Annotated in this window: 22 protein-coding genes; 9 read left to right on the top strand and 13 right to left on the bottom strand. The window is 73.6% G+C overall.

Annotation, left to right across the window (positions count from 1 at the left end; all coding sequences use genetic code 11):
• The first annotated feature begins 250 nt into the window (after positions 1 to 250).
• Positions 251 to 826: a dihydrofolate reductase family protein gene (locus J2W20_RS13625; RefSeq protein WP_307007211.1), complete on the top strand. Its 576-nt coding sequence runs from the start codon at positions 251 to 253 to the stop codon at positions 824 to 826.
• A gap of 84 nt (positions 827 to 910) precedes the next feature.
• Positions 911 to 1,372, top strand: coding sequence for a GyrI-like domain-containing protein (locus tag J2W20_RS13620; protein ID WP_307007210.1), 462 nt, complete (start codon positions 911 to 913; stop codon positions 1,370 to 1,372).
• Between the two features lie 573 nt (positions 1,373 to 1,945).
• On the opposite strand, the gene J2W20_RS13615 is transcribed toward J2W20_RS13620, so the two are convergent.
• Genes J2W20_RS13615 through J2W20_RS13575 form a run of 9 tightly spaced genes read right to left on the bottom strand, consistent with a single transcriptional unit; the run spans position 1,946 to position 10,633 of the window.
• Entirely contained in the window at positions 1,946 to 3,187 is a 1,242-nt protein-coding gene (locus J2W20_RS13615) for a PP2C family protein-serine/threonine phosphatase (protein ID WP_307007209.1), read from the bottom strand.
• Between the two features lie 45 nt (positions 3,188 to 3,232).
• A complete protein-coding gene (locus J2W20_RS13610; protein ID WP_307007208.1) occupies positions 3,233 to 3,736 on the bottom strand; it encodes a MarR family winged helix-turn-helix transcriptional regulator in 504 nt (167 codons plus the stop codon).
• A gap of 10 nt (positions 3,737 to 3,746) precedes the next feature.
• Positions 3,747 to 5,252 carry a cryptochrome/photolyase family protein gene (locus J2W20_RS13605; protein WP_307007207.1) on the bottom strand — a complete coding sequence of 502 codons (1,506 nt, stop codon included), beginning with the start codon at positions 5,250 to 5,252 and terminating at the stop codon, positions 3,747 to 3,749.
• Positions 5,249 to 6,163, bottom strand: coding sequence for a prenyltransferase (locus J2W20_RS13600; protein WP_307007206.1), 915 nt, complete (start codon positions 6,161 to 6,163; stop codon positions 5,249 to 5,251). Before J2W20_RS13600 ends, J2W20_RS13605 begins: the two co-directional genes overlap by 4 nt.
• Positions 6,160 to 6,555, bottom strand: coding sequence for a lycopene cyclase domain-containing protein (locus tag J2W20_RS13595; protein WP_307007205.1), 396 nt, complete (start codon positions 6,553 to 6,555; stop codon positions 6,160 to 6,162). The genes J2W20_RS13600 and J2W20_RS13595 overlap by 4 nt, the downstream gene beginning before the upstream one ends.
• Complete coding sequence (locus J2W20_RS13590) at positions 6,552 to 6,887, bottom strand: lycopene cyclase domain-containing protein (RefSeq protein WP_307007204.1); 336 nt, start codon at positions 6,885 to 6,887, stop codon at positions 6,552 to 6,554. Before J2W20_RS13590 ends, J2W20_RS13595 begins: the two co-directional genes overlap by 4 nt.
• On the bottom strand, positions 6,875 to 8,587 hold the full coding sequence (gene crtI, locus J2W20_RS13585; protein ID WP_373458019.1) for a phytoene desaturase family protein: 1,713 nt from the start codon (positions 8,585 to 8,587) through the stop codon (positions 6,875 to 6,877). Before crtI ends, J2W20_RS13590 begins: the two co-directional genes overlap by 13 nt.
• A complete protein-coding gene (locus J2W20_RS13580; RefSeq protein WP_307007203.1) occupies positions 8,584 to 9,498 on the bottom strand; it encodes a phytoene/squalene synthase family protein in 915 nt (304 codons plus the stop codon). Before J2W20_RS13580 ends, crtI begins: the two co-directional genes overlap by 4 nt.
• A 1-nt stretch (position 9,499) precedes the next feature.
• On the bottom strand, positions 9,500 to 10,633 hold the full coding sequence (locus J2W20_RS13575; protein ID WP_307007202.1) for a polyprenyl synthetase family protein: 1,134 nt from the start codon (positions 10,631 to 10,633) through the stop codon (positions 9,500 to 9,502).
• A gap of 105 nt (positions 10,634 to 10,738) precedes the next feature.
• Between J2W20_RS13575 and J2W20_RS13570 the strand changes: the two genes are divergently transcribed.
• Genes J2W20_RS13570 through J2W20_RS13560 form a run of 3 tightly spaced genes read left to right on the top strand, consistent with a single transcriptional unit; the run spans position 10,739 to position 15,455 of the window.
• Complete coding sequence (locus J2W20_RS13570) at positions 10,739 to 11,620, top strand: tryptophan-rich sensory protein (protein WP_307007201.1); 882 nt, start codon at positions 10,739 to 10,741, stop codon at positions 11,618 to 11,620.
• Positions 11,617 to 13,167, top strand: coding sequence for an SDR family oxidoreductase (locus J2W20_RS13565; RefSeq protein ID WP_307007200.1), 1,551 nt, complete (start codon positions 11,617 to 11,619; stop codon positions 13,165 to 13,167). Before J2W20_RS13570 ends, J2W20_RS13565 begins: the two co-directional genes overlap by 4 nt.
• Complete coding sequence (locus J2W20_RS13560; RefSeq protein WP_307007199.1) at positions 13,164 to 15,455, top strand: MMPL family transporter; 2,292 nt, start codon at positions 13,164 to 13,166, stop codon at positions 15,453 to 15,455. Before J2W20_RS13565 ends, J2W20_RS13560 begins: the two co-directional genes overlap by 4 nt.
• Before the next feature lie 197 nt (positions 15,456 to 15,652).
• Here the strand turns inward: J2W20_RS13560 and mgrA are convergent, their stop codons facing one another.
• Positions 15,653 to 16,684 (bottom strand): L-glyceraldehyde 3-phosphate reductase, encoded by a 1,032-nt coding sequence (gene mgrA, locus J2W20_RS13555; RefSeq protein ID WP_307007198.1) that lies wholly within the window; start codon positions 16,682 to 16,684, stop codon positions 15,653 to 15,655.
• Positions 16,685 to 16,833: 149 nt separating this feature from the next.
• Between mgrA and J2W20_RS13550 the strand changes: the two genes are divergently transcribed.
• Positions 16,834 to 17,622, top strand: a complete 789-nt coding sequence (locus tag J2W20_RS13550) for a COG4705 family protein (RefSeq protein WP_307007197.1) — start codon at positions 16,834 to 16,836, stop codon at positions 17,620 to 17,622.
• Between the two features lie 6 nt (positions 17,623 to 17,628).
• Here J2W20_RS13550 and J2W20_RS13545 read toward each other — a convergent pair whose 3' ends face one another.
• A complete protein-coding gene (locus J2W20_RS13545; RefSeq protein WP_307007196.1) occupies positions 17,629 to 19,401 on the bottom strand; it encodes a glycoside hydrolase family 15 protein in 1,773 nt (590 codons plus the stop codon).
• A gap of 168 nt (positions 19,402 to 19,569) precedes the next feature.
• Here J2W20_RS13545 and J2W20_RS13540 point away from each other — a divergent pair, with 168 nt between their 5' ends.
• The 3 genes from J2W20_RS13540 (at position 19,570) to J2W20_RS13530 (ending at position 21,927) form a co-directional block, all read left to right on the top strand.
• Entirely contained in the window at positions 19,570 to 20,526 is a 957-nt protein-coding gene (locus J2W20_RS13540) for an aldose 1-epimerase family protein (RefSeq protein WP_307007195.1), read from the top strand.
• A 70-nt stretch (positions 20,527 to 20,596) separates the two neighbouring features.
• Positions 20,597 to 21,613 carry an SDR family oxidoreductase gene (locus tag J2W20_RS13535; RefSeq protein WP_307007194.1) on the top strand — a complete coding sequence of 339 codons (1,017 nt, stop codon included), beginning with the start codon at positions 20,597 to 20,599 and terminating at the stop codon, positions 21,611 to 21,613.
• On the top strand, positions 21,610 to 21,927 hold the full coding sequence (locus tag J2W20_RS13530) for a hypothetical protein (RefSeq protein ID WP_307007193.1): 318 nt from the start codon (positions 21,610 to 21,612) through the stop codon (positions 21,925 to 21,927). Before J2W20_RS13535 ends, J2W20_RS13530 begins: the two co-directional genes overlap by 4 nt.
• Before the next feature lie 32 nt (positions 21,928 to 21,959).
• Here J2W20_RS13530 and J2W20_RS13525 read toward each other — a convergent pair whose 3' ends face one another.
• Both J2W20_RS13525 and catC read right to left on the bottom strand, forming a co-directional pair.
• On the bottom strand, positions 21,960 to 22,445 hold the full coding sequence (locus J2W20_RS13525) for a MarR family winged helix-turn-helix transcriptional regulator (protein WP_307007192.1): 486 nt from the start codon (positions 22,443 to 22,445) through the stop codon (positions 21,960 to 21,962).
• Between the two features lie 56 nt (positions 22,446 to 22,501).
• Positions 22,502 to 22,780 (bottom strand): muconolactone Delta-isomerase, encoded by a 279-nt coding sequence (catC, locus tag J2W20_RS13520; protein ID WP_307007191.1) that lies wholly within the window; start codon positions 22,778 to 22,780, stop codon positions 22,502 to 22,504.
• Between the last annotated feature and the right edge of the window lie 2 nt (positions 22,781 to 22,782).

The raw sequence follows: 22,782 nt of genomic DNA, 5'->3' as shown, positions 1-22,782 counted from the left end.
GATTCAGGGGGCGGCAGAGGTCATCGACACCGCACACATCACAGCGGACCAAGCCGCGCAGCAGATCGCGGATTCGGTGCTTGGCCGCTGAGGGGCGCCGCAGCCGCGGTGACTGAACGACCCTTCGCTCGCGCGCCGCCGAGCGCCAGGGTGTGCCGGCCGAGAGCTTGAGCCCATGACAGAGCTGGGCGTCGTCGGAGCGAGAATATGGGGGCATCAGGCGAGATTCACGGGGACAAGGGACACGACGATGCCGGAACTCCTGATCGACTTCATCACTTCACTCGACGGCAATGCGGCCGCCGAGGGCTGGCCGGGCTGGTGGGGACTCGAGGGGCCCGAGTACCTGGCCTGGCTGAGAGCCTCACCCGAAGCGACCCACACCGTCCTGATGGGGGCGACAACCTACCGTCTCATGTCTGGCTTCGCCGCTGCGGGCGAGCCCGGCACGGAGCCCCTGGCGGGCATGTCGAAGATCGTCTTCTCGACGACGCTGCGCGAGCCACTCGCCTCGGCGAACACAGAACTCATCGCCCGTGACGCCGTCGAGGCCGTCCGGGAGATGAAGTCCGGCGCCGTGAAGCCGATGCGCACGATCGGCAGCCTCACCCTTTGCCGCTCCCTGCTGAAAGCCGGTCTCGTGGACCGATTCCGGGTAGTCGTCTTCCCCGTCATCACCGGCAGCACCGGCCGAGAGCGGATCTACGACGGCCACCCGGATGTCGCTCTCGAGATGGTCAACAGCCGCACCTTCGACGGCCGCATCCAGCTGCTCGAGTACACCCCGACCGTTCTCTCCGGGCCCCCGGGCACCGCGGGCCCCTGAACCGGGCCAACCACGGTTCGGCCGAGGATTGCTCATCTCAACCGTGGGTGCAGCAACGGCAAATCCTCGGTCTACACTCCAGTCATGACGGTCTCCGTCGACGTGCGCACTGTTCTCCCCTGCAAGCTGGCCGCGGTCCGGCGCGCGGTCGCGCCGGGCGAGGTCGGCTCGGCATGGGGGCCCGCGGTGGGCAAGGTCTGGAACTTCATCCGCAGCCAGCCGGGTCTGTGGTCGAACGGCCATAACGTCTTCGTCTACCACCACTCGAACGAGCCGGGCACGCCCATCCTCTGCGACTTCGGCGTCGAAGTCACGCGAACCTTTGAAACGGCGGGCGAGGTCTACGCGACCGAGACTCCAAGCGGCGAAGCCGCTGTTGCGGTCCACCGCGGAACGTACGATCGCCTGAACGAGACGTACAAGGCGATCGACGAGTGGATGGCGGCGAATCGTCGGGAGTCTGCCGGACACTCCTGGGAGATCTACGGAGATCCGACGCCGGATCCATCCGAGACGGAGACGACGATCGTGCGCCTCCTCAAGTAGGAGACGGGTCCAGTCCCCTGCCCTGCTTGAAAGGGGCGTCATCGGGTCGGCCTCCGATACTCGCGCACGGGGCTGCCCAATGAACGGGAAGGAAGTTATCTGGCCGGCGCAGGATCTGCCATTTCTCCGCGGGTGCCCGGGACAAGTGAGAAGCCTCGATACATCAAGTCAGAGAAAATGACCGGAGCAGCCGCTCTCGGATACTGGGCGAGACACGTATGCCGGCCGGACATCGTGCCCAGCGGAAACCTCCGGTGCGTCCGGACAGGATCGGCCGATCGGAGCTGCGTCTACCCGGCGCGATGGGTTGCCCGGTGAGCGTACGACGAGCGCAGCATCCCAGCACCGGCACGAGTCCCGTACTGGTCTTGGTCTCGAGTCAAGGCGCCATCCGGTCCAAGTTCTGACTGACAGACCCACGCAGGAGGTGACTCCCAGAAGGTGACCCACAGGAGTGGCCTTCAGGACGTGGCCACGCTGTACCGGGTTGGGCTGTCTCATCGAGGGGCGAGGCCGCAGGTAGCACCTGCCAGCGATGGTCTTCTCATGCCATGGGACGCGGCGCGCAAGGAGCTACTGCCGCGCTGCGGCCTCGCCCGCGGACGGGAGCCGGCGCAGAGCCAGGACCGTGGCGTCGTCGTCGTGCCCCCTCCGCTCGGAGAAGGCGATGACCCGGTCCACGAGCTCGCGGACCGAACCGTCGGCCACGCGCTTCCGCAGGACCTTCGCGACCGCCTCCTCGAGGCTCGGGAAGAGGTCCAGGAGCCCGTCGCTGACCACCACGAGCGTCTCCCCGGGCGCGAGGTGCTCGGCCCGGGGCTCCCACGCGGCGTCAGGCAGCAGCCCGAGCGGCGGACCCGAGGTCGCCAATCGCCGAAGTCCGCCCTGGAGATCGAGGATGAAGGCCAGCCCGTGGCCGGCGTCCACGTACTCCATGGTCCCGGTCTCGGGGTGGACGCGCACCGAGTGCAGCGTCGCGAAGCTGGCGGAGTCCTCGAACAGCTGGCCCGTCGCATCGGCGACCTTGCCCATGGTGTCCCGCAGCGTGTTGAACTGGGAGGCGCCGAGCAGCACCGCGCGCAGCGAGGCTGCCACGAGCGCCGCAGGGATGCCATGGCCCATCACATCGGCCAAGTGGAGCTGGATCTCGCCGGTGGAGAGGAGCTGCCAGGCGAAGAAGTCCCCGCCGATGTCCTGCGAGGCCACACATCGGCCGGCCATCTCGTAGCCGGGCACCTCGAGCGCCAGGCTGGGCATGAGCATCTGCTGGACCTCGCCGGCCCGCCGGAGTTCGCCGGAGAGCCCGATCTCCCGTTCGGCAAGCGCCGCGAGGTCGGCAAGGGCTGCCCGGTCACGGTCGTCGAAGGTGCGCGGGACGGTGTCGACGATGCACAGGGTCCCGATGACCACGCCGTCTCCGGAGTTGATCGGGCAGCCGGCGTAGAAGCGGATCCCGTCCGCGACGAACATGCCGTCGCAGAAATCGGCGTCCTCGGCGGCGTCCTCGATCACCGTCAGAACGCCGCTGCGGACGGTGCGGGCACACATCGATTCGCCCAGGGGGACGGCAACGAGGCCCTCGAGACCGGATTCGGCCTTGGTCCATTGCCGGTCCTCGGCGATGAAGTTCACGGCAGCGCCGGAAGCATCGAAGAGCCGGCGGGCCAGCCGCGCGATGCGGTCGAACCTCTCCTCCCGGGGCGTGCCGAGGATGCCCAAGCTGTGCAGGGCCCGCAGGCGGACTTCCTGGCCGGCGTCCACGGCTGCGCCTGTGCTGCGCGCGCCGCCCTCCGGGCGCACTGATCCCTCACTCACGCCGCCAGCCTACCGGTGCCCGCAGCCCGGGACATGCCCGCGGCGTCAGCCCGGGGCGTTCACCTCGTTGCGGGCGTCCGTGATGGCCTGGATGAGGCGCGCGACCATGCCCTCCACGAGCTGGAGCTGAGCGGGGGTGTACTCGGCGAGCACCGGGAGCATGTGCCGGACCATGGGGTCGAACATCTCCCGGCCCGTCTCCCGGGCGCTCGGGGTGGGCGTCACCTCGACCTGCCGGCGGTCGGTGCTCGAGTGGCGCCGCTCGAGGTGGCCCGACGCCTCGAGCCGGTCGATCACCGAGGTCATGGCGGCGGAGCTGAGCACGAGCCGCTCGCGCAGCGCACCGGGGGTCGCCCGCTCCCCATGACGCTCGGCCTCCATCACGGCATTGAGCGCGTGGACGTCGTTGCGCGCGAGCCCGTGCTTGCGCCGCACCGTCTCTGCGTAGCGGTCTGCCTCGTTGGTGAACTTCTGCAGCAGGAACATGAGCTCGAAGCCCGGGGCCCCGCGCATCTGCTCGCGGCCCGCGCTCGGGTCTGAATCATGCACGGCGGACATTCTAGGCCCGCCGCCTTCCCTGGCCGCGGCCCTGCGCCTCGCTGAGCGAGCGGTAGGCCTCGAGCGCCTCAGCCCGGCTCTCTCCCAGGTCCACGCACTCGGCGGGGTACTCGTCGGTGCCGAGCTCCGGGATCCAGGCCCTCGCGTAGGCGCCGTGCGGATCGAACTTCTTCTGCTGGGTGCGCGGGTTGAAGATGCGGAAGAACGGGGCGGCGTCCGCGCCCGAGCCCGCGACCCACTGCCAGTTGAAGGGGTTGGAGGCCGGGTCCGCGTCCACGAGGGTGTCCCAGAACCACCGCTCGCCGAGGCGCCAGTGGATGCCGAGGTTCTTCACCAGCAGGCTCGCAGAGACCATCCGGACCCGGTTGTGCATCCAGCCGGTGGCCCACAGCTCGCGCTGGCCGGCGTCGACCATCGGGAAGCCGGTGCGCCCGCGCCGCCACGCGTCGAGCAGGCGGTTCGCCTCCCGGTCGCCGAGCACGACGGCGGGCGGGCCCCCGTGCGCGCGGCCGCGCCCGGCGTCGTGCGCGCCGCCCTTCCCCGCGTGCGGGAGCCACCACGGGTACGCGTCGAACTCGCGGCGGAGGTTCTCCGAGGCGAGGTCGGCGTGGTGGTAGAGGGTGTGCCAGGCGAACTCGCGCCAGCCCAGCTCGGAGGCGAACACGGCGCTGCCCTCGGGGGCGGCGCGGCGCCGGTCGGCCACGGCGTGCCAGACCTGGAACGGGCTCACGTGGCCCCAGCGCAGGTACGGCGAGAGGCGGCTCGTGCCGGGGCGGTCTGGCAGGTCCCGCTCGTCGGGGTACAGCGCCACGGCCGTGTCCGCGGTGTCCGGCCCCACGAAGTCCTTCAGGAGGGCCAGCCCGGCCTCCTCCCCCGGCGTCCAGGCCTCGGCGAGCGGCCCGGACCAGTCCGGGTCCCGGGGCAGGAGCGCCCATGCGTCCAGGCCGTCGCCGGCGGGGACGTGCTCGGGCGCCTCGCGCTGGGGGCGCGGGATGGGCAGCGGGTGGCGGTGGTCCCGGCCGGAGAGCTCCTTCCAGAACGGGGTGAAGACCTTGTAGCCGGTGCCCTGCTGGGTCAGGACGTCCCACGGCTCGTGCAGGAGGGAGGCCTGGAAGCTCTCCGCCTCCCGCCCCGCGCGCCGCAGGATCGACTTCACCGCGGTGTCGGCGCGGCGCTCGGGGCCGCCGTAGCGGCGGTTCCAGGCCACGTAGCCGGCCCGGGCCTGCGCGGCGACGTTCGGCACCACCGCGGCCGCCGTGCCCCGGCGCAGCACGAGCGGCACCCCGAGGCGCCCGAGCGAGCCGCGCAGGTCCTCGAGGGCGTGGTGGAGCCACCACCGCGCGGCCCCGCCGAGCGGACGGATCCCGGGCGACTCCTCGTCGAGGACGTACAGGGCCACGGTGGGGCCGTGGGCGAGGGCCGCGCGCAGGGCCGGGTTGTCGCGGACGCGCAGGTCGTCGCGGAACCAGACCAGGGCTGGCGTGGGGGCGGTGTCGGTGGAGGTCATGCGTGCATCCAGACGGAGATGATGAGGAGGGTGACGGCGAAGCCGGTGAGGTAGTTGAGCCAGAGGAAGCGGCGCCAGCCGGCCCGCGTGGCCCCGGCCGTCGCGTCCGTGACGGACCAGAACGCGCCGGAGCTGGCCGCGTACGGGAGGGCGAGCACGGGGGCGAGCCGCACGAGGCCCTCCGCCCAGGCGGTGAGGGCGAGCAGCAGTGCGCCCGCGGCGAGGTAGCCGAGGACGGCGAGCCGCACCGTGGCGCGGGCCCCGAACAGGGTGGCGATCGAGCCGATCCCGGCCTCCCGGTCCGGGCCGATGTCCTGCACGGCGCCGAACGCGTGGCTCGCCATTCCCCAGAGGAAGAACGCCGCGAGGACGGCCACCGCGGTCGGCGGGGCGCCGCCGCCGGCGAGGGCCAGGCCGTACACGGCCGGGGAGACGAAGTGGGTGCTGGAGGTGATGGAGTCCAGGACGGGGCGCTCCTTGAACCGCAGGCGGGGCACGCTGTACGCGGCGACGGCGAACAGCGAGACCGCAAGGACCGCCCAGCTCGCCGGCGGCCCTCCCGCCACCAGGGCCAGGACGAACGGCACGCACGCCCCCCACGCGGCCACGAGCGCCGCCCGGTGCATGGGCGGCGGGAGCACGGCCCCCTCGGCCCCGCCCTTGCGCGGGTTGAGGACGTCCGAGGCGTAGTCGAAGACGTCGTTCGTGCCGTACATCGCGAGGTTGTACGGGACGAGGAAGAACAGCGTGCCGACCACGAGCCGCCAGTCCACCCCGCCGCCGGCGAGCAGGTACGCGGCCGCGAACGGGTAGGCGGTGTTGACCCATGAGAGCGGGCGGGAGGAGACGAGCAGGGCCGCGGGGAGGGAGTGGCGGGCCCGGCTCGCCGGGGCGGCGGAGGCGGCGGTCATGGGCGCTCCTCGGTTCTCAGGGCGCGCGCCCCCGGCGCACGACGGCGGTCTTCCGGACGGCGGCGTTCATCCGCACGGGCGCTGCGGACGGCCTGCCGGGCCGTGAGCGCGCGCCACAGGAGGGGCACGAGGACGGCGGCGACGATCGGGTAGGCGAAGTCCTCGATCGGCACGGCGCCGAGGAACAGGCCAGTGAGCGCCGAGGGAGCGTACGCGTACAGGCCCAGGAGGATGAGCACGTTGTCGAACGCGGCGGTGAGCACGAGCAGCACCGCGCCGCCGGCGAGGATCGCCGCCCAGGGCCCCGGCCGGCGTCGTGCGCGGCGGACCAGCAGCGCGGCGAGCGCCGCGGCCAGGGCGAGGAAGACGAGGTCGACCACGAGGTAGCTCACGGGCGCACCCCCCGCCGGCGGGCCGCGCGGGCGGCGAGGGCGTGCTCGGCCCCGGTGTACAGGGCGAGGGCTGTGTAGCAGAAGAACGCGAGGAAGAGGGGCTCCTCGAGGGGCAGCTGCGGCGCGAGCATGATCCCGGTCATGAGCGGCGAGCCCGGGTGGAGGAAGATGCCGGCCGCGATCCCGGCGGCGTCCCAGGCGAGGAAGAAGACAGTGCCGGCCGCGACGGTGAGGGCGGCGGCGCGGGGGGCGCGCCAGAAGGCGAGGCGGAAGCGGGCGTCCAGGGTCGCCACGCCGGCGGCCGAGACGAGGAGGGCGATCAGGTAGGCCACGGGGCCTCCTCCCGGTCGCGCAGGTCGCGCAGGGTGTGCGGGCCACGAGGGGCAGGGCCCGCCCCGGCCTCGACGGGCCCGCGCACGGGAACGAGCGCCGGGCCCACGGGGCCGGGCCGCCGCTCGCCGCGCACGCGCTTGAGCACGAGCTCGGCGCTGATGAGGCACATCGGGACGCCGATGCCCGGGCGGACCGAGGCGCCGGCATAGAGCAGCCCCGCCACGCGCCGGCTCGCGTTGGGCGGCCGGAAGAAGGCGCTCTGCCCGAGGGTGTGGGCGAGCCCGAGGGCGCCGCCGCGCCACGCGTTGACGTCCTGGGCGAAGTCCGCGGGGCCGAGGGTGCGGCGCACTGCGATCCTCTCGGCCAGGTCCGGGATTCCGGCCCAGCCGGCGATCTGCCGGACCGCGCCGTCCGCGATCGCCTCGACCTGCGGCGAGCCCGCCCCGTCCACGCCGCCGCGGCCCCATGCGGGGGCGGCGGCGGTGGGAACGAGGACGAAGAGGCTCTCGTCTCCGGCCGGGGCCACGCCGGGGTCGGTGGCGCTGGTGCGGGAGACATACAGGGAGGTCGTGGCGGCGGGGGCGCGGCCGTCGCCGATCCGGGCGAAGCCGTCCTGCCAGTCGCGCGAGAAGAACAGGCTGTGGTGGGCCAGCTCGGGCAGCGTCCCGCGGACGCCCAGGTACGCGAGCACTGCCCCCGGGCCCGGATCGCGCCGGGCCCAGGCGGACTCGGGCTGGCTGCGCAGCGCCGGGGGAAGGAGCTCGGTCTCGAGGTGGTGCAGGTCCGCGGCGCCGACCACCACGGAGGCGCCGGCGCGGTGCCGGCGCCCGTCGGCGCCGCTCCAGATCACGCCCTCGACCCGGGCCCCGCCGGGGGCCGGGCCGGTGACGATGCTCTCGGCCCGCGCGCCCGTGCGAATCTGCACGCCGGCGGCGCGGGCCAGGCGCTCCATCGCGTCCACGAGGGCCGCGAAGCCTCCCTCGGGGTACAGGACCCCCTGGGTGAGGTCGAGGTGGCTCATGAGCTCGTAGAGGGCTGGGGCCCGGTACGGGGTGGTGCCGAGGAACACGGCCGGGTAGCCGAGGATCTGGCGCTCCCGGGGGTCCGTGAAGCGCCGGGCCACGCGCCCGTGCAGGGTCTGGCCGAGGAGGGCCGCCAGGCGCGGCAGGCGCCGCAGGACCTCGCGGTGGGCGAGTCCGCGGAGGGAGGCGAAGTCGTCGTAGAGGAAGTGCGCCAGCGCCACGGCGTAGGCGTCCTCGGCCTCCTCGAGATACCGGTTCAGGGCTCCTCCGGAGCCGGGCTCGAGGGACTCGAACAGCGCCGCGGCCGCCTCGCGTCCGGCCGGCACGTCCACCGGGCGCTGCTCGCCCTCGAAGAACACGCGGTAGCCGGGGTCGAGGCGGTGCAGGCGCAGCTCTGCGGAGGCGCTGGAGCCCATGAGGCGGAACCAGTGGTCGATCACCTCTGGCATGAGGTACCACGAGGGGCCCGTGTCGAAGACGAAGCCGTCCGCCTCCCAGCGCCCGGCGCGGCCGCCGAGGGCGGGCTGCTGCTCGAGGAGCTGGACCGCGTGGCCGTCCCTCGCGAGCAGGCCGGCAGTCGCGAGGCCGGAGATCCCGCCGCCGATCACCACCACCGTGCTGGGCTGCCGGGGGCGGCCCGGGATCCTCGCGGGGCGCTGGCGCTGGGGGCGGTTCACGCCGCCCTCCCCTCGGCCGCCGCCGGTGAGCCGCCGGCGTCGTGCGCGAACGCGGGGCCCGTCCCCGCCACGGCGGCGGCGGCGAGGCGCAGCTTGACGTGCCCGGGGACGCGGACCCGGGTGGCGACCAGCACCGGGGCCGGGCACGCGTCGATGCGCTCGGCGAGCTCGGAGAAGAGCGAGTGCGCGAGGGCCACGGCGCGCCGCGGACCGGGCGGGAGCATGCGCAGCCCCGGCAGGGAGGCGTCGAGGTCGCCGCGCAGGTCCGCCACGAGGGCATGCTTCTGCTGCTCGGTCAGGCGCCGGGGGTCCACGCCGGGGAAGTAGGCGCGGCCGAGCTCCTCGCCGTCCTGCCCGAGGTCACGGAGGAAGTTGACCTTCTGGAACGCCGCCCCGAGGCAGCGGGCCGAGTGCTCCATCGTGGCCCGGTCGGTGGGGAGCACGGCCAGCCCGGCGAGGAACACGCGCAGGCACATGAGGCCCACCACCTCGGCCGAGCCGTAGATGTAGGCTCCGAGGGAGTCCGCGGAGTGGGCGTGCGGGTCGCAGTCGCGGCGCATCGAGGCGAAGAAGGGGGCCACGAGGTCGCCCCCGATCCCGGCCCGGCGCGCGGTCTGGGCGAACGCGTGGACCACCGGGTTGGTGCTGTAGCCGAGCTCGAGGGCCAGGGTCGTCTCCTCCTCGAGCCGGTCGAGCTGGGCCAGGACCTGGGGGCCGGTGAGCCCGGCCTCGGCGGCGGCACCGTCCACGGCCTCGTCGGCGATCCGCACGAGGGCGTAGACGTTCTCGATGTCTTCGCGCTGCCCGGCGCCGAGCAGCCGGCAGGCGAGCCCGAACGAGGTCGAGTAGCGGCGGATCACCACGGCGGCGCCGGCCACGGCGGCGGCGGTGTACGCCTCGAGGGGCCCCATCTCAGCGCTCCCGGTGGAGGACGTGGTTGCAGATCCGGGTCAGCTCGGACCGCAGCGCCGGGGGAAGGTCCCCGCGGCGGGCCTCCTCGAGCGCGTCCGTGACCATCGAGTGGGCGAGGGTCAGCGCGTAGGACTCGGCGCCGCTGGCCTCGAGGGCCGCCCGGACGCGGTCGACGTCGGCCTCCTCGCCGGGCGAGGCGGTGCCGGGGGCCAGGTGGCGGGCCACGTCCGGGTGGCTGCTCGCGTAGGCGGTGAGGACGGTCAGCTTGCCCTCGCGCAGGTCCGAGGTGACCGACTTGCCGGTCTGGCCGGCGTCGCCGAAGGTCCCGAGGACGTCGTCGATCACCTGGTACGCGGTGCCCACGAGCATGCCGACCCTGGCCACGTCCTCGGCCCGGTCGGCCGGTGCCCCGGCGAGGATGGCGCCGAGGCGCAGCGGGGCCGCGAAGGAGTAGGCCGCGGTCTTGAGCTGCTCCATGGCGAGGACGTCCTCGACCGTGCGCCCGGCGTCGTGCGCCATGAGCACGTCGTCGAGCTCACCCGCCGCCGCGTCCGTCACGGCGGAGTGCAGCACGTCCGCGATCCGCGGGGCCAGCTCCTCGTCGCGGCAGGCCCGGTCCGCGAGGCGGAAGGCCCCGGCGAGGAGGAGGTCGCCGGCGATCACGGCGATGGAGGCGCCGAGGTGGCGCGCCTCGGCGTCGGGCAGGCCCCGCGCCGCCGCGTCCTCGCGGTACTGGCCGGCCAGGTTGGTGCGGCCGCGGCGCGTGAAGTCGCGATCGATCACGTCGTCGTGCACCACGAGCGCGCCGTGGAGGAGCTCGACGGCGGCCCCGAGGGTCGCGCAGGCCTCGGCGTCGGTGCCGCCGAAGGCCGAGTAGGCGTGGAAGACGAGCTGGGGCCGCAGCCGCTTGCCGCCCTGCAGGCACTCCTCGATCCGCTCCCACAGGAGGGCGAGCCCGGGGGTGCCGGCGGTGCCGCGGGAGGTGCCCACCCAGGTCTCGAGGACCTGCTCGGTGGCCGGCCCCACCTCGTCCCAGATGAGCCGGCGGCCGGGCTCCCGGGGCTCGGCGGCCTCGCCGGCGCGGGCCCTGGTGGTGGGAAGCGTGAGACCGGGGGTCGTGGTCGCGGATCGCATGGGTCCTCCTCTGGGGGCCGTTCCAGCCCGTCCTCTCGACTTCTTGATGTCTCGATTAACTACAAATATGATTGTCTAGGATCGTCCGGATGTAAAGGGGGAGCGATGCACCAGCAGGAACACACCGCCCACGGGGCCGGGCCCAGGCCGGTGGCCGCCGCAGCCCTCACGGCCGTGTCCGCCGTCGCGGCGATCGTCCTGGCCGCCTGGGGTTCCGGCGCGTTCGGCGGCACGACCGTCCAGGACGCCGCCGGCGGCTACCTCTCCGCGACGGCCACGCCCGTGGCGCCGGCAGCCGCCGCCTTCTCGATCTGGAGCCTCATCTACCTGGGCCTGCTGGCCTACGCCGTGTGGCAGTTCCTTCCCCCCGCCCTCGCCAGCGGGCGGCAGCGGGCCCTGCGCCCCTGGGCGGCCGCGTCGATGCTGCTCAACGCCGCGTGGCTCTGGGCGGCCCAGCTGGGCTCGCCCTCCGTCGCGCTGCCGGCCACGCTCGTGGTCATGCTCGCCCTCCTCGCCGTGCTGTGCCGCATGCTCGTGCTCCACCTCAGCACCCCGGCGGGCTCTTTCCTAGAGGCCACGGTCTCCGACGGCACCTTCGGCCTCTACCTCGGATGGATCTGCGTGGCCACCGTCGCCAACGCCGCCGCCCTCGTGGCCGCCCTCCTCGGCATCGCCCCCGGCGAGGCCCGGCCCGCCCTGCCCGGCGGGACCAGCGCGGCGGCAGTCGCCATCATCGTCCTCGCCGTGGCCGTCGCCGTCGGCGTGGCCCTCGCCCTGCGCGGCCGGATCTCTCCCCTGCTGTCCTTCGCGTGGGGCCTCGCCTGGATCGCCGTGGGGCGGCTCACCGGCCCCCTCGCGATGCCCGAGGTGGGCGGCACCGCGGCGGTCGCGGCCGCCGTCGTGCTCGCCGTGGCGATCGCCGCACGCCTCAGGGCCGGACGCCCCGGCCGCACTCCCACCCGCCGTTCCAAGGAGGCCCCCGCATGAGCCGCGTCATCGCCGTCACCGGCGCTACCGGATACATCGGCGGGCGCCTCGTCCCCCGCCTGCTCGCCGCCGGCGACCGGGTCCGGGTGCTGACCCGCGACGCCTCCAAGCTCCGCGACGTGCCCTGGGGGCACGACGTCGAGGTGGTCACCGGGAGCCTCGACGACCCCCGGGCGGCCGCCGAGCTGTGCGCCGGGGCCGAGGTCGCCTACTACCTCGTGCACTCGATGGGCAGCCACGCCGACCATGACTTCCCCGCCCGCGAGCGCGCGTGCGCCGAGACGCTGGGGGCCGCCGCCCGGGACGCCGGGGTGCGGCGGATCGTCTACCTCAGCGGCCTCAACCCCGGCACCCGGCTGAGTCGCCACCTCGCCTCCCGCACCGAGGTGGGCCGGATCCTCCTGGAATCCGGAGTGCCCACCGCAGTGCTGCAGGCCGGGCTCGTGATCGGCTCCGGCTCGGCGAGCTTCGAGATGGTCCGCCACCTCACGGACGTGCTGCCCGTCATGCCGGCGCCGCGCTGGGTGCTCAACCGGGTCCAGCCGATCGCCGTCCGGGACGCCCTGCACTACCTCGAGGCCGCCGCGGACCTCCCCTCCGACGTGAACCAGGCCTTCGACATCGGCGGCCCGGACGTGCTCACCTATGCAGACATGATGCGCGGATACGCGAAGGCCGCGGGCCTGCGCCCGCCCGTGATCCTCGCCCTGCCGGTGCTCACACCGTGGCTCGCGGCCCAGTGGGTCAACCTCGTCACCCCGATCCCGCGCGCCCTCGCGATCCCGCTCGTCGAGTCGCTGCAGAACGACTGCGTGGTCCGGGAGCACACCATCGACGCCTACGTCCGCCGCCCCGAGGGCGGCCTCACGTCCTACCAGCGTGCCGTGGAGCTCGCACTCGGGAAGATCGCCAAGGGCGAGGTCGAGACCACATGGGCCAGCTCCGCGCCGCTGGACGCCCCGAGCGACCCGCTGCCCAGCGACCCGGGCTGGTCCGGCGGCACCGTCTTCACCGACGTGCGCACCGAGGCCTCCACCGCCCCGCCCGAGCGCCTCTGGGAGGTGGTCGAGGGGATCGGCGGCGAGAACGGCTGGTACTCGTTCCCCCTCGCGTGGGCCGTGCGCGGCTGGATCGACAAGGCCGTGGGCGGGGTGGGCCTGCGCCGCGGGCGCCGCAACCCGCACCGGCTCCAGCTCGGCGAGGCCCTGGACTGGTGGCGCGTCGAGGCCCTCGAGCCCGGCCGGCTCCTGCGGCTGCGCGCCGAGATGCGCGTCCCGGGCCGCGCGTGGCTCGAGATGACGGTGGAGCCGCGCGGGACCGGCAGCACCTACTCCCAGCGGGCCGTGTTCGTCCCCCACGGGCTCGCCGGGCGGCTGTACTGGTTCTCCGTGCTCCCCTTCCACGGGGTGATCTTCCGCGGCATGGCCTCGCGGATCGCCGCCGCGGCCGAGGCCGACCGCTCCGCCGGCGGCCCCGCTCCAGCCGCCGCCCCCACATCCGCCCCCGCGGCCGCCGCCCCCGCGGCCCCCCGAGAGGACCATCCATGACGACGTTCCGGCGGGGCCTGCGCTGGCTCTTCCCCACCCTCCTCGTCCTCGCCTGGTTCGCCCTCAGCGGGCTCGGCGGCCCGACCTTCGGCAAGCTCTCCTCCGTCTCGAGCAACGACCAGGCGACCTTCCTCCCCGCGAGCGCGGAGTCCACGGAGGTGCGGGCCTGGCAGGAGAAGTTCACGGCGTCCACCGCGATCCCCGCTCTCGTGGTCGTGGAGAAGGACAGCCAGCTCTCCCGGGACGATCTGGCCGCCCTCGCCCCCCTCGCGGCCAAGCTCGCGGCAGTCGAGGGCGTGGCCCAGCCCACCGGGGGCGTGCCGTCGAGCGTGGCCGGCCCCATCCCGTCCAAGGACGGTCGGGCGGCGGAGTTCATCGTCCCCGTCGCGGACCAGATCCGCGGGGTCGTCTCCGGCCTGCGGGACGTGGCCGGCACGGCGCCGGCTGGCCTCCGCGCCTACGTCACGGGCCCCGCCGGGCTCACCGCGGACCTCGTCTCGGCCTTCGGCGGGATCGACGGCATCCTGCTGCTCGTCGCAGTGGGCGCCGTGTTCGTGATCCTCGCCCTCGTCTACCGCTCCGTGGTGCTGCCGTTCGTGGTGCTGTTCTCGGCGATCGCGGCGCTGTGCGGGGCAATCCTCGCGATCTACTGGTTCGCGAAGGCCGGCTGGATCACCCTCAACGGCCAGAGCCAGGGCATCCTCTCGATCCTCGTGATCGGCGCGGCGACGGACTACGCGCTGCTCCTCGTGGCCCGCTACCGCGAGGCCCTCCACACGGTCGAATCGCGCTGGGACGCCATGCGCCGGGCCTGGCGCGCCGCCTTCGAGCCCATCCTCGCCTCCGGGGCCACGGTGATCCTGGCCCTGCTGTGCCTGCTCTTCTCCGACCTGAACTCGAACCGCAGCCTCGGGCCGATCGCCGCCCTCGGCATCGCCTTCTCGCTCCTGTCCTCGCTCACGTTCCTGCCCGCGCTGCTGGTGCTGTTGGGCCGCTCGGCCTTCTGGCCGCTGCGTCCCGCGTACGACGCCGGGCACGCGGCTCCGCGGCACGCCGCGCCCGCCGCGGGGGCCGGGGCCGGGGCCTCGGCTGTCCGGGGCGCGGCGGGCCGGGGTACAGCCGTCCGGGGCGCGGAGGGCCGGGGCACTGCCAGCGACCCGTCCGGTGTGCCCGAGGGGCTCGAGGGCGTGCGCGGCCTGTGGCGGCGCGTCGGGGGGCTCATCGCCCGGCGGCCCCGCACTACGTGGATCGTGGCCCTCGTGCTGCTGTGCCTCGGGGCCGCCGGGCTGCCCCAGCTCAAGGCGAACGGGGTCGAGCAGACCCAGCTCGTGCTCACGGCGACCGACTCCGTGGCCGGCCAGCAGGCCCTCGCCCGCCACTTCGACGCCGGCTCCGGCAGTCCCGTGGTGGTCGTGGCCTCGCAGGACCGGGCGGCCGACGTGCTCAAGAAGGTCCAGGACACCCCGGGGATCAGCTCGGCCTCCGTCTATGCCGGGGCCACGGCGCCCGGTGCGCCGGGCGCGGGGGCGGGTGCCGCCGTCGTGCGCGACGGGCGGGTGCTGGTCAACGCCGTGCTCGCGAGCCAGCCCGACTCCGCGGAGGCCGAGCGGACCGTGACCGACCTGCGGTCCTCGCTCGACGCCGTCGACCCGCAGGCGCTCGTGGGCGGCGTGACCGCCATCGCGCTCGACACGAACCTCACCGCGCAGGCGGACCTGCGCAGGATCATCCCCCTTGTGCTCGGCGTGATCCTGCTCGTGCTGATCCTGCTGCTGCGCTCGCTCGTGGCGCCGCTGATCCTCATCGGCTCGGTGGTGCTCTCCTACGCGGCCGCGCTCGGGGTCTCGGCGCTCGTGTTCAACCACGTGTTCGGATTCCCCGGGGCCGACGCCGCCGTGCCGCTGTTCGGGTTCGTGTTCCTCGTGGCCCTGGGCGTGGACTACAACATCTTCCTCATGACCCGGGTGCGGGAGGAATCGCTCGCCCACGGGACGCGGCCGGGGATCCTGCGAGGGCTCTCCCTGACCGGCGGGGTGATCACGTCCGCGGGGATCGTGCTCGCGGCGACGTTCGCGGCCCTCGGGGTCATCCCCATCCTGTTCCTCGTGCAGATCGCCTTCATCGTCGCGTTCGGGGTGCTGCTGGACACCGTGGTGGTGCGGTCGCTGCTCGTGCCGGCCGTGGCATACGACGTGGGGCGCGCGATCTGGTGGCCCTCCCGCCTGGCCCGGACGCCCTCCCCCGGGGCCCCGGCCTCCCCGGCGCGCAAGGAGCCTGTCACACGCTGAGGAGACCCGGGCCTGCGGGGAGCACCGGCGCCCCTCCCCCGCGGTGAGGGGTCATGTCCCTGCGTTGAGGGGTCATGTCCCTATGCTGCGGGGACACGGCGAATCCGGCCGACTTCAGGCGGCCGCTGTCCGGAAACGCCAGTCGGAGGCCAAAGCCGGTCGGTCTCAACCGGCTTTGGCCTCGAGAGCAGGCGCCCCTACTCCGCGGTCTGCTTGGCCCAGAGGTTCACGCCGGCATCGACGGCGTCGCGGTCGATCGCGTTGAGCTCCTCGGCGGTCAGGGGCGGCCCGGAGAGGGCGTCGAGGTTCGTGTCGAGCTGCTCGACCGAGGACGCCCCGATGACGGCGGAGGTCACCCGTGGGTCGCGCAGCGCCCACTGCAGGGCGAGCTGGGCGAGCTTCTGCCCGCGGGCGGCGGCGATGTCGTTGAGCCGGCGGACGTGGGCGAGGGTGGCCTCGTCGAGGTGCCCCTCCTGGATGGTCGAGCCCTTGCGGGCGGCGCGGGAGTCCGAGGGGATGCCGTTGAGGTAGCGGTCGGTGAGCACGCCCTGGGCGAGGGCGGTGAAGACGATGCAGCCCATGCCCTGGGTGGCCAGCTCGTCGAGGAGGTCCTCCTCGATCCAGCGGTTGAGCATCGAGTATGAGGGCTGGTGGATGAGCAGCGGGGTGCCGAGGTCGCGGGCGATCTGCGCGGCCTCCCGGGTCTTCGCCGCCGAGTAGGAGGAGATGCCCACGTAGAGGGCGCGGCCCGAGCGGACCGCGGCATCGAGCGCCATCATGGTCTCCTCGATCGGCGTGTCCGGGTCGAACCGGTGGCTGTAGAAGATGTCCACATAGTCGAGGCCGAGCCGCTTGAGCGACTGGTCCAGGCTCGCGAGCACGTACTTGCGGGAACCGCCGCCCTGTCCGTAGGGGCCGGGCCACATGTCCCAGCCGGCCTTGGTGGAGATGACGAGCTCGTCGCGGTACGGCGCGAAGTCATCGCGCAGGTACCGGCCCATGTTCTCCTCGGCGCGGCCGTACGGCGGCCCGTAGTTGTTCGCGAGGTCGAAGTGGGTCACACCCCGGTCGAAGGCCCGGCGCAGGATGGCGCGCTGGGTGTCCTCCGGCCGGTCGTTGCCGAAGTTCTGCCACAGGCCCAGCGAGAGCGCCGGGAGCTTGAGCCCGCTCCTGCCGGTGAAGCGGTACTCCATGCGGTCATAGCGGTCATCGGCTGCTGTGTAGGACATAGGGTCCCCTTCGCTCGGCTGCGGTCTGCTGGATGTTCCGCGGTGCTCCGCGGGCGTTCCGCGCCTAGCCTACGGAAGGCCGGCGCCGTACACGACCGGGACGGGGAGTTCTTAGAGATCGCTTAGACCGGGGCCCCTAGCCTCATCCCATGACTCGTCCCGGATCCGGCCCGACCGCGGCCAGTCCCCGCCTTCAGCAGGCCTCCGCCCTCCGGAAGGTCCCCGAGGTCACCGCCGCGTTCTGGGCGGTGAAGCTCCTGACCACCGCCCTGGGCGAGTCGGCCTCCGACGCCCTCGTGACCACCGTGGACCCGTACCTCGCGGTCGGCGGCGCCTTCCTCCTCTTCGCGGCCGCGCTGGCCCTGCAGCTGCGCGTGCGCCGGTACGTCCCGTGGGTGTACTGGGCGGCCGTGGCCATGGTCGCCGTCTTCGGGACCATGGCGGCGGACGTGCTCCACGTGGTCCTCGCCGTGCCCTATGCGGCCTCGACCGCCGGGTTCGCCGTGGTGCTGGCGGGGATCTTCTGGCTCTGGCACCGCACCGAGGGGACGCTGTCCATCCACAGCGTGACCGCCGGCCGGTCCGAGCTGTTCTACTGGGCCGCGGTCTGCGCCACCTTCGCCCTGGGGACGGCGGCGGGAGACCTCGTCGCCTACACGGCGGGGCTCGGGTTCCTCACTGCCGGCATCGTCTTCGCGGCCCTCTTCGCCGTTCCGCTGCTCAGCCGGCGCTCGGTGGGCCTGCCCGAGACCGCCGCGTTCTGGAGCGCCTACATCCTCACGCGCCCGCTCGGCGCCTCGTTCGCGGACTGGACCGGCAAGGGCCCGGAGGCGGGCGGCCTGGGCTGGGGGGACGGCCCGGTCGCGGCAGCGCTCCTGATCCTCATCATGTTCTTCGTCGGCGGCCTCCAGCGGCGGCAGGCCACCGCGACGCCGTGACGGCCCTCAGGCGTTGAGGCCGCCCCACGGCGGCGGCTCGTCCGCGAGCCGGCGCGAGGCCTCGAGCATCGCGGCGTGCACGAACGCCTGCGGGAAGTTCCCGCGCAGCTGGCGCTGCTCGACGTCGTACTCCTCGGTGAACAGCCCCGACGTGCCGCACGCGGCCCGATTGCGCTCGAAGAACCGCGCGGCGTTGATGGGGTCACCGCTCTGGTGCAGCGCCATGGCGAGGTCGAACCCGCACAGCAGGAAGGCGCCCTCGGACTGGTCGAGGGGCCGCTCGTCCTGCCGGAACCGGTAGACGTAGCCGTGGCGCGCCAGGTCCTCGCGGACGGCGGCCAAGGTCGCGACGGACCGGGGGTCCTGGGGGGCGAGCGCGCCGCGCAGCACCGGCCGGAGGAGGGCGGCGTCGACCCTCTCGTCGTGGGGGGCGCGCTGCCAGCGGCCGCTGGGGTGGAGGCAGTCCTTCGTGACGTCCGCGATGAGCTCGTCGGCCTGAGAGGTCCAGCGCGAGCCCTGCCGGGCGGGGGCGTGCCGGCCGATGGCCCGCAGCCCCGCGGCGCAGATCAGGCGGGAGTGCGCCCAGCGCGCCGGCTCCAGCTCCCAGATCCCGGCATCGGGCTCGTCGTGCCGCTGCGCGATCGCCTCCACCGCGATCTCGGCGGCCTTCCACTGGTCCAGGTCGAGGCGGTCGTGGTCGGCCGCGGCGGCGAACAGCAGGAGGGCCTCCCCGAACGCGTCGAGCTGGAACTGCTTGTTGACCCAGTTCCCGGCCATGCCGGAGCCGCCCGGGTAGCCCGGAAGGCCGACGTCGTGCTCGTCCGGCACGCGGCCGCCGTCGACCGTGTAGGCCGGGCGCATCTGCGCCCCGTCCTCCTGGAGCCGCGCGGCGACGAAGGCCACGGCGTCGTCCAGGAGGGGGAACTCCTTGCACGAGGCGACCGCGATCCCCGTGAAGCACTGGTCCCGGACCCACGCGTAGCGGTAGTCGTAGTTCCTCCGCTGCTCTGCCCGCTCGGGCAGGCCCATGGTGGCCGCGGCGACCATCGCGCCCCCCGCCCCGGTGAGGCCGCGGAGCACCGCATAGGACTGCCGCGCGTCGTCGGACGCGATGGTGTTCTCGAACTGGGGGATTTCCTTGTGCCAGCCGTACTCGGTGGCACTCCACGTCTCGTCCGGGCGCACCGGCTCGGCAGGGAGTTCGGCGTCGGAGACCTCCAGGACGAGGTCGTGGCGGCCCCCCTCCTCGAGCCGCACCGTGAACTCGAGCGCGCCGTCCACTGCCTTCGCCCCGGCCGCGCCCGTCAGCCGGATCCGCAGCGGACCCGTGCGGGCGTTCCACACCCCCTCGGAGTCCTCGCGCAGCCGGGACATCCGGTGCCGGCCGAAGCCCGCCCGCGGGTCGACCACCACGCGCAGCTCGGCAGGCCCCTCCACAGCCCTGATCCGGCGCAGGATGATGGCCCGATGCGGGTCGCCGGGATAGGCGAGGGCCTCCCGGCACTCGACGATGCCGCCGGGCGTGATCCAGCGGCTGACCCAGATCAGGGTCCCGTCCTCGTAGCGGCCGCCCCAGACGAACCGGGGGTCGGTGGGGGTCACGGCGAAGCTGCCGGAACCGCCGATCATGGAGGAGAAGACGGCATCGTCGTGCCACTGCGGCGCGCACATCCAGACGATGTCGCCGCGCGGCCCGAGCAGCGCCGCACGCTCCCCATCGGCCAGCATCGCGTACTCGCGCAGGACATGGGGCGGGAACTCCTCGACGCTGCCAACCATGGCAGCAGGCTAGGGCAATCGTTGCGCCAGCGCAATGATTCAGGCCGCGGGGCGCCTCGGAAGGCGCGGCGGTGTTTCACAGTCGGCCATTGCGGGTACGCAACCGTTGCGAACGGATCCGAGCGGTGCCCCATCACGGGAGCATCCCGAACGGAAGGGAGCGGCAGCATGGACGCAGGAGAAGGCACCCCCGCCGCCCAGGAGGCTGCGCCGCCCTCGGGGCGGCAGTTCACCCTGGCGTTCGCGGGGCAGACGGCCATGGTCACCGAGGTCGGCGGCGCCCTGCGCCGCTACAGGGTGGACGGCCACGACCTCCTCGACGGCTACGGCGAGGACGAGATGTGCACCGGCGCCCGCGGCCAGTCCCTCATCCCGTGGCCCAACCGCATCCGCCACGGGCGCTACGACTGGCACGGCCGGACCGAGCAGCTGGACCTCAGCGAGCCCGCGAAGGGCGGCGCGATCCACGGGCTGACCCGCTGGGCGAACTGGGAGGTCGAGCAGCATTCGGAGAGCTACCTGAGCCTCGTCCACACCCAGCACGCCTGCCAGGGATGGCCCTGGGTCCTCTCGTGCCGCCTCGAGTACCGGCTCGACGCCTCGGGCCTCTCCGTCCGCACCACCGCGGTGAACCGCAGCAGCACGCCGTGCCCCTTCGGCACCGGCGCCCACCCCTATCTCACCGTCGGCACCCTGGTCATCGACGAGGCGCACGCCCAGGTGCCCGGCAGCGTGTACCTCCCGGTCGACGCCGAGGGCATCCCCACCGGGCACGAGCCGGTGGACGGCACCCAGTACGACCTGCGCAGCCCGCAGCCCCTCGGCACCCGCCAGATCGACGTGACCTACACCGACCTCGCGCGCGACGACGACGGCCGGGCGCGTGTCCGGCTCGCCCACCCCGACGGCTCGCCCGCGATCGCCCTGTGGGCCGACGAGGCCTACCCGTACTTCGAGATCTTCACCGGGGACACCCTGCCCCAGGAGGACCGGCGCCGCACCGGCCTGGGCGTCGAGCCCATGACCTGTGCCCCGGACGCCTTCAACTCCGGAGAGGGGCTCCTCACCCTGGAGCCCGGGGAAGCCCACTCCGCCACCTGGGGGATCGAACCGCACACGAGCTGACGGGACGCCTGCGCCAGCGCGGGCAGCCGCCAGCACCGACAGAACCGCCAGAACCGAAGGAGAGGTCCAGATGGGAACAGCACGCCGCATCGTCGTCGTCACCGGGGCGAGCGGAGGGATCGGCCGCGCCTCGGCGATCGCCTTCGGGAAGGCGGGCGACGCCGTCGCCCTCCTCGCGCGCGGCGACGCGGGCCTCGCCGCGGCCGCCGCAGATGTCGAGTCCGCCGGCGGGACGGCGCTGCCGATCCCGGTGGATGTCGCGGACCACGAGGCCCTCGACGCTGCCGCCGAGCGGGTCGAGCAGGAGCTCGGTCCGATCGACGTGTGGGTCAACGTCGCGTTCACCTCGGTCTTCTCGCCGTTCCACGAGATCAAGCCGGAGGAGTACAAGCGGGTCACCGAGGTCAGCTACCTCGGCTTCGTCTACGGCACGATGTCCGCCCTCAAGCGGATGCGGCCCCGCAATCGGGGGACGATCGTGCAGGTCGGCTCGGCACTGGCCTACCGCGGCATCCCGCTCCAGACGGCCTACTGCGGCGCCAAGCACGCCATCCAGGGCTTCAACGAGTCCCTCCGCACCGAGCTGCTCCACGAGCACAGCGGCATCCGGACCACCATGGTCCAGATGCCGGCGGTGAACACGCCCCAGTTCTCGTGGGTGCTCTCGCGCCTGCCGAATCACGCCCAGCCGGTGCCGCCCATCTATCAGCCGGAGGTCGCGGCCCGCGGGGTGTTCCACGCCGCCGCGCATCCGGAGCGGCGGGAGTACTGGGTGGGAGGGAGCACCGCTGCCACGCTCATCGCCAACGCCGTGGCGCCGGGGATCCTGGACCGCTATCTGGCCAAGACCGGCTTCAAGGCCCAGCAGACCTCGGACCCGCGGGACCCGGACCAGCCGGTGAACCTCTGGGAGCCCGCCGACTCCGAGCGCGACTTCGGCGCGCACGGCGTGTTCGACGCCGAATCCTCCCCGCGCAGCTTCCAGCTCGTCGCGTCGCAGCACCACGGGGCGGTGGCGGCCGCGGCCGGGGTAGTCCTGGCCGGGGCGGCCGCGGCGGTCGGCGCACTGGTGCGGAGGTCCCGGTGAGGCCCCTCGAGACGGTCCGGGCAGCCTACGGGACAGTCGAGCTGGTGGCCCCCGGTGCGGTGGAGCGCCTGCTCCTGGGCCACCGGCCGGATGAGCGCGCGCGCACGGTGATCCGCGTCCTCGGGGCCCGGCACCTGGTCCAGGCGCTCGTGACGGCCCGCGGGGGACGCACGCTCCACCGCCTCGGCGGCGCGGTCGACGTGATCCACGCCGTCACGATGGCAGCGCTGGCGGGCGCGGATCCGAGGCGCCGCCGTGCCGCGGCCGTCAACGCGGCGATCGCGCTGGTGTTCGCGGCGGGAGAGCTGCGCTGAAGGGCAGTCGGCGCTGACGGCGGGCGGCCTGTTCAGCCGCCGAGGCCGAGGGTGAACCTGCCGTCCTCGGTGCCGAGGCCGCCGCCGGCGTCGGCGAAGGCGGCCATCGCGGTGGCCACGGCCTCCCGGGAGCCGGGGGGCACGTTGCCGATCACGTCCGCGATGGCGCGCCGGCGGTGCTCGATCACGGTCTCCACGAGCTCGCGCCCCTTGGGGGTCAGGTCCAGCTGGAGGAACCGCCGGTCGGCGGGATCGTCCCGGCGGCTCACGAACCCCGCGACGACCAGCCGATCGCACGTGCGCGTCGCGTTCGAGGCGTGCACGCCGAGCTCGCGCGCCACGGCGCCGAGGTTCTGCGGGCCGCGGAAGCCCAGGAACACGAGGACGCGCAGCTGCGGCGTGGTCACGAGGTCCTCGACCTCGACCACGGAGGTCGCGGCGACACGAAGGAGGACGTCGGCGGCCCTCATCACGGCGTCGACCTGATCGCGGCGGGTGTGGAACCCGATCTTCTCCATCGTCCCAGTATCGGCCCTGCCCTTGCGAGCGCGCAAAGCTTGCGGCGGCACAGGTTTCAGGCGATGGCGGAGGGGTGCTGGGCGAGGGGCGTGACGGCGATGTCCATGTAGGGGAAGAGCGGCAGGCTCGTCAGGAGCCCGTGCAGCTCGTCATGGCTTCCCACGTCGAAGACGGAGTAGTTCGCATACTCCCCCGCGACGCGCCAGAGGTGCGGCCAGCGGCCCTCGCGCTGGAGGGACTGCGAGTAGGCCTTCTCGCGGGCCTTGATCTCCTCCGCCTCGGCGGGCGGCATGTCCGCGGGCAGGCGGACGTCCATGCGGACCAGGTACAGCATCG

This window comes from Sinomonas atrocyanea, from assembly GCF_030812675.1.
GTDB classification, from domain to species: Bacteria; Actinomycetota; Actinomycetes; order Actinomycetales; family Micrococcaceae; genus Sinomonas; species Sinomonas atrocyanea_B.
This window is presented reverse-complemented; position numbering and strand designations above follow the sequence as displayed.

What these genes read in the sequence shown, in the direction of transcription:
- J2W20_RS13620 (WP_307007210.1), top strand. Translation starts at nt 911, where the DNA reads ATGACGGTCTCCGTCGACGTGCGCACTGTTCTCCCCTGCAAGCTGGCC.
- J2W20_RS13580 (WP_307007203.1), bottom strand. Translation starts at nt 9,498, where the DNA reads ATGGGGCCCCTCGAGGCGTACACCGCCGCCGCCGTGGCCGGCGCCGCC.
- J2W20_RS13535 (WP_307007194.1), top strand. Translation starts at nt 20,597, where the DNA reads ATGGGAACAGCACGCCGCATCGTCGTCGTCACCGGGGCGAGCGGAGGG.
- J2W20_RS13525 (WP_307007192.1), bottom strand. Translation starts at nt 22,445, where the DNA reads ATGGAGAAGATCGGGTTCCACACCCGCCGCGATCAGGTCGACGCCGTG.
- J2W20_RS13545 (WP_307007196.1), bottom strand. Translation starts at nt 19,401, where the DNA reads ATGGTTGGCAGCGTCGAGGAGTTCCCGCCCCATGTCCTGCGCGAGTAC.
- J2W20_RS13565 (WP_307007200.1), top strand. Translation starts at nt 11,617, where the DNA reads ATGAGCCGCGTCATCGCCGTCACCGGCGCTACCGGATACATCGGCGGG.
- J2W20_RS13575 (WP_307007202.1), bottom strand. Translation starts at nt 10,633, where the DNA reads ATGCGATCCGCGACCACGACCCCCGGTCTCACGCTTCCCACCACCAGG.
- catC (WP_307007191.1), bottom strand. Translation starts at nt 22,780, where the DNA reads ATGCTGTACCTGGTCCGCATGGACGTCCGCCTGCCCGCGGACATGCCG.
- J2W20_RS13570 (WP_307007201.1), top strand. Translation starts at nt 10,739, where the DNA reads ATGCACCAGCAGGAACACACCGCCCACGGGGCCGGGCCCAGGCCGGTG.
- J2W20_RS13550 (WP_307007197.1), top strand. Translation starts at nt 16,834, where the DNA reads ATGACTCGTCCCGGATCCGGCCCGACCGCGGCCAGTCCCCGCCTTCAG.
- J2W20_RS13605 (WP_307007207.1), bottom strand. Translation starts at nt 5,252, where the DNA reads ATGACCTCCACCGACACCGCCCCCACGCCAGCCCTGGTCTGGTTCCGC.
- mgrA (WP_307007198.1), bottom strand. Translation starts at nt 16,684, where the DNA reads ATGTCCTACACAGCAGCCGATGACCGCTATGACCGCATGGAGTACCGC.
- J2W20_RS13540 (WP_307007195.1), top strand. Translation starts at nt 19,570, where the DNA reads ATGGACGCAGGAGAAGGCACCCCCGCCGCCCAGGAGGCTGCGCCGCCC.
- J2W20_RS13600 (WP_307007206.1), bottom strand. Translation starts at nt 6,163, where the DNA reads ATGACCGCCGCCTCCGCCGCCCCGGCGAGCCGGGCCCGCCACTCCCTC.
- J2W20_RS13560 (WP_307007199.1), top strand. Translation starts at nt 13,164, where the DNA reads ATGACGACGTTCCGGCGGGGCCTGCGCTGGCTCTTCCCCACCCTCCTC.
- J2W20_RS13625 (WP_307007211.1), top strand. Translation starts at nt 251, where the DNA reads ATGCCGGAACTCCTGATCGACTTCATCACTTCACTCGACGGCAATGCG.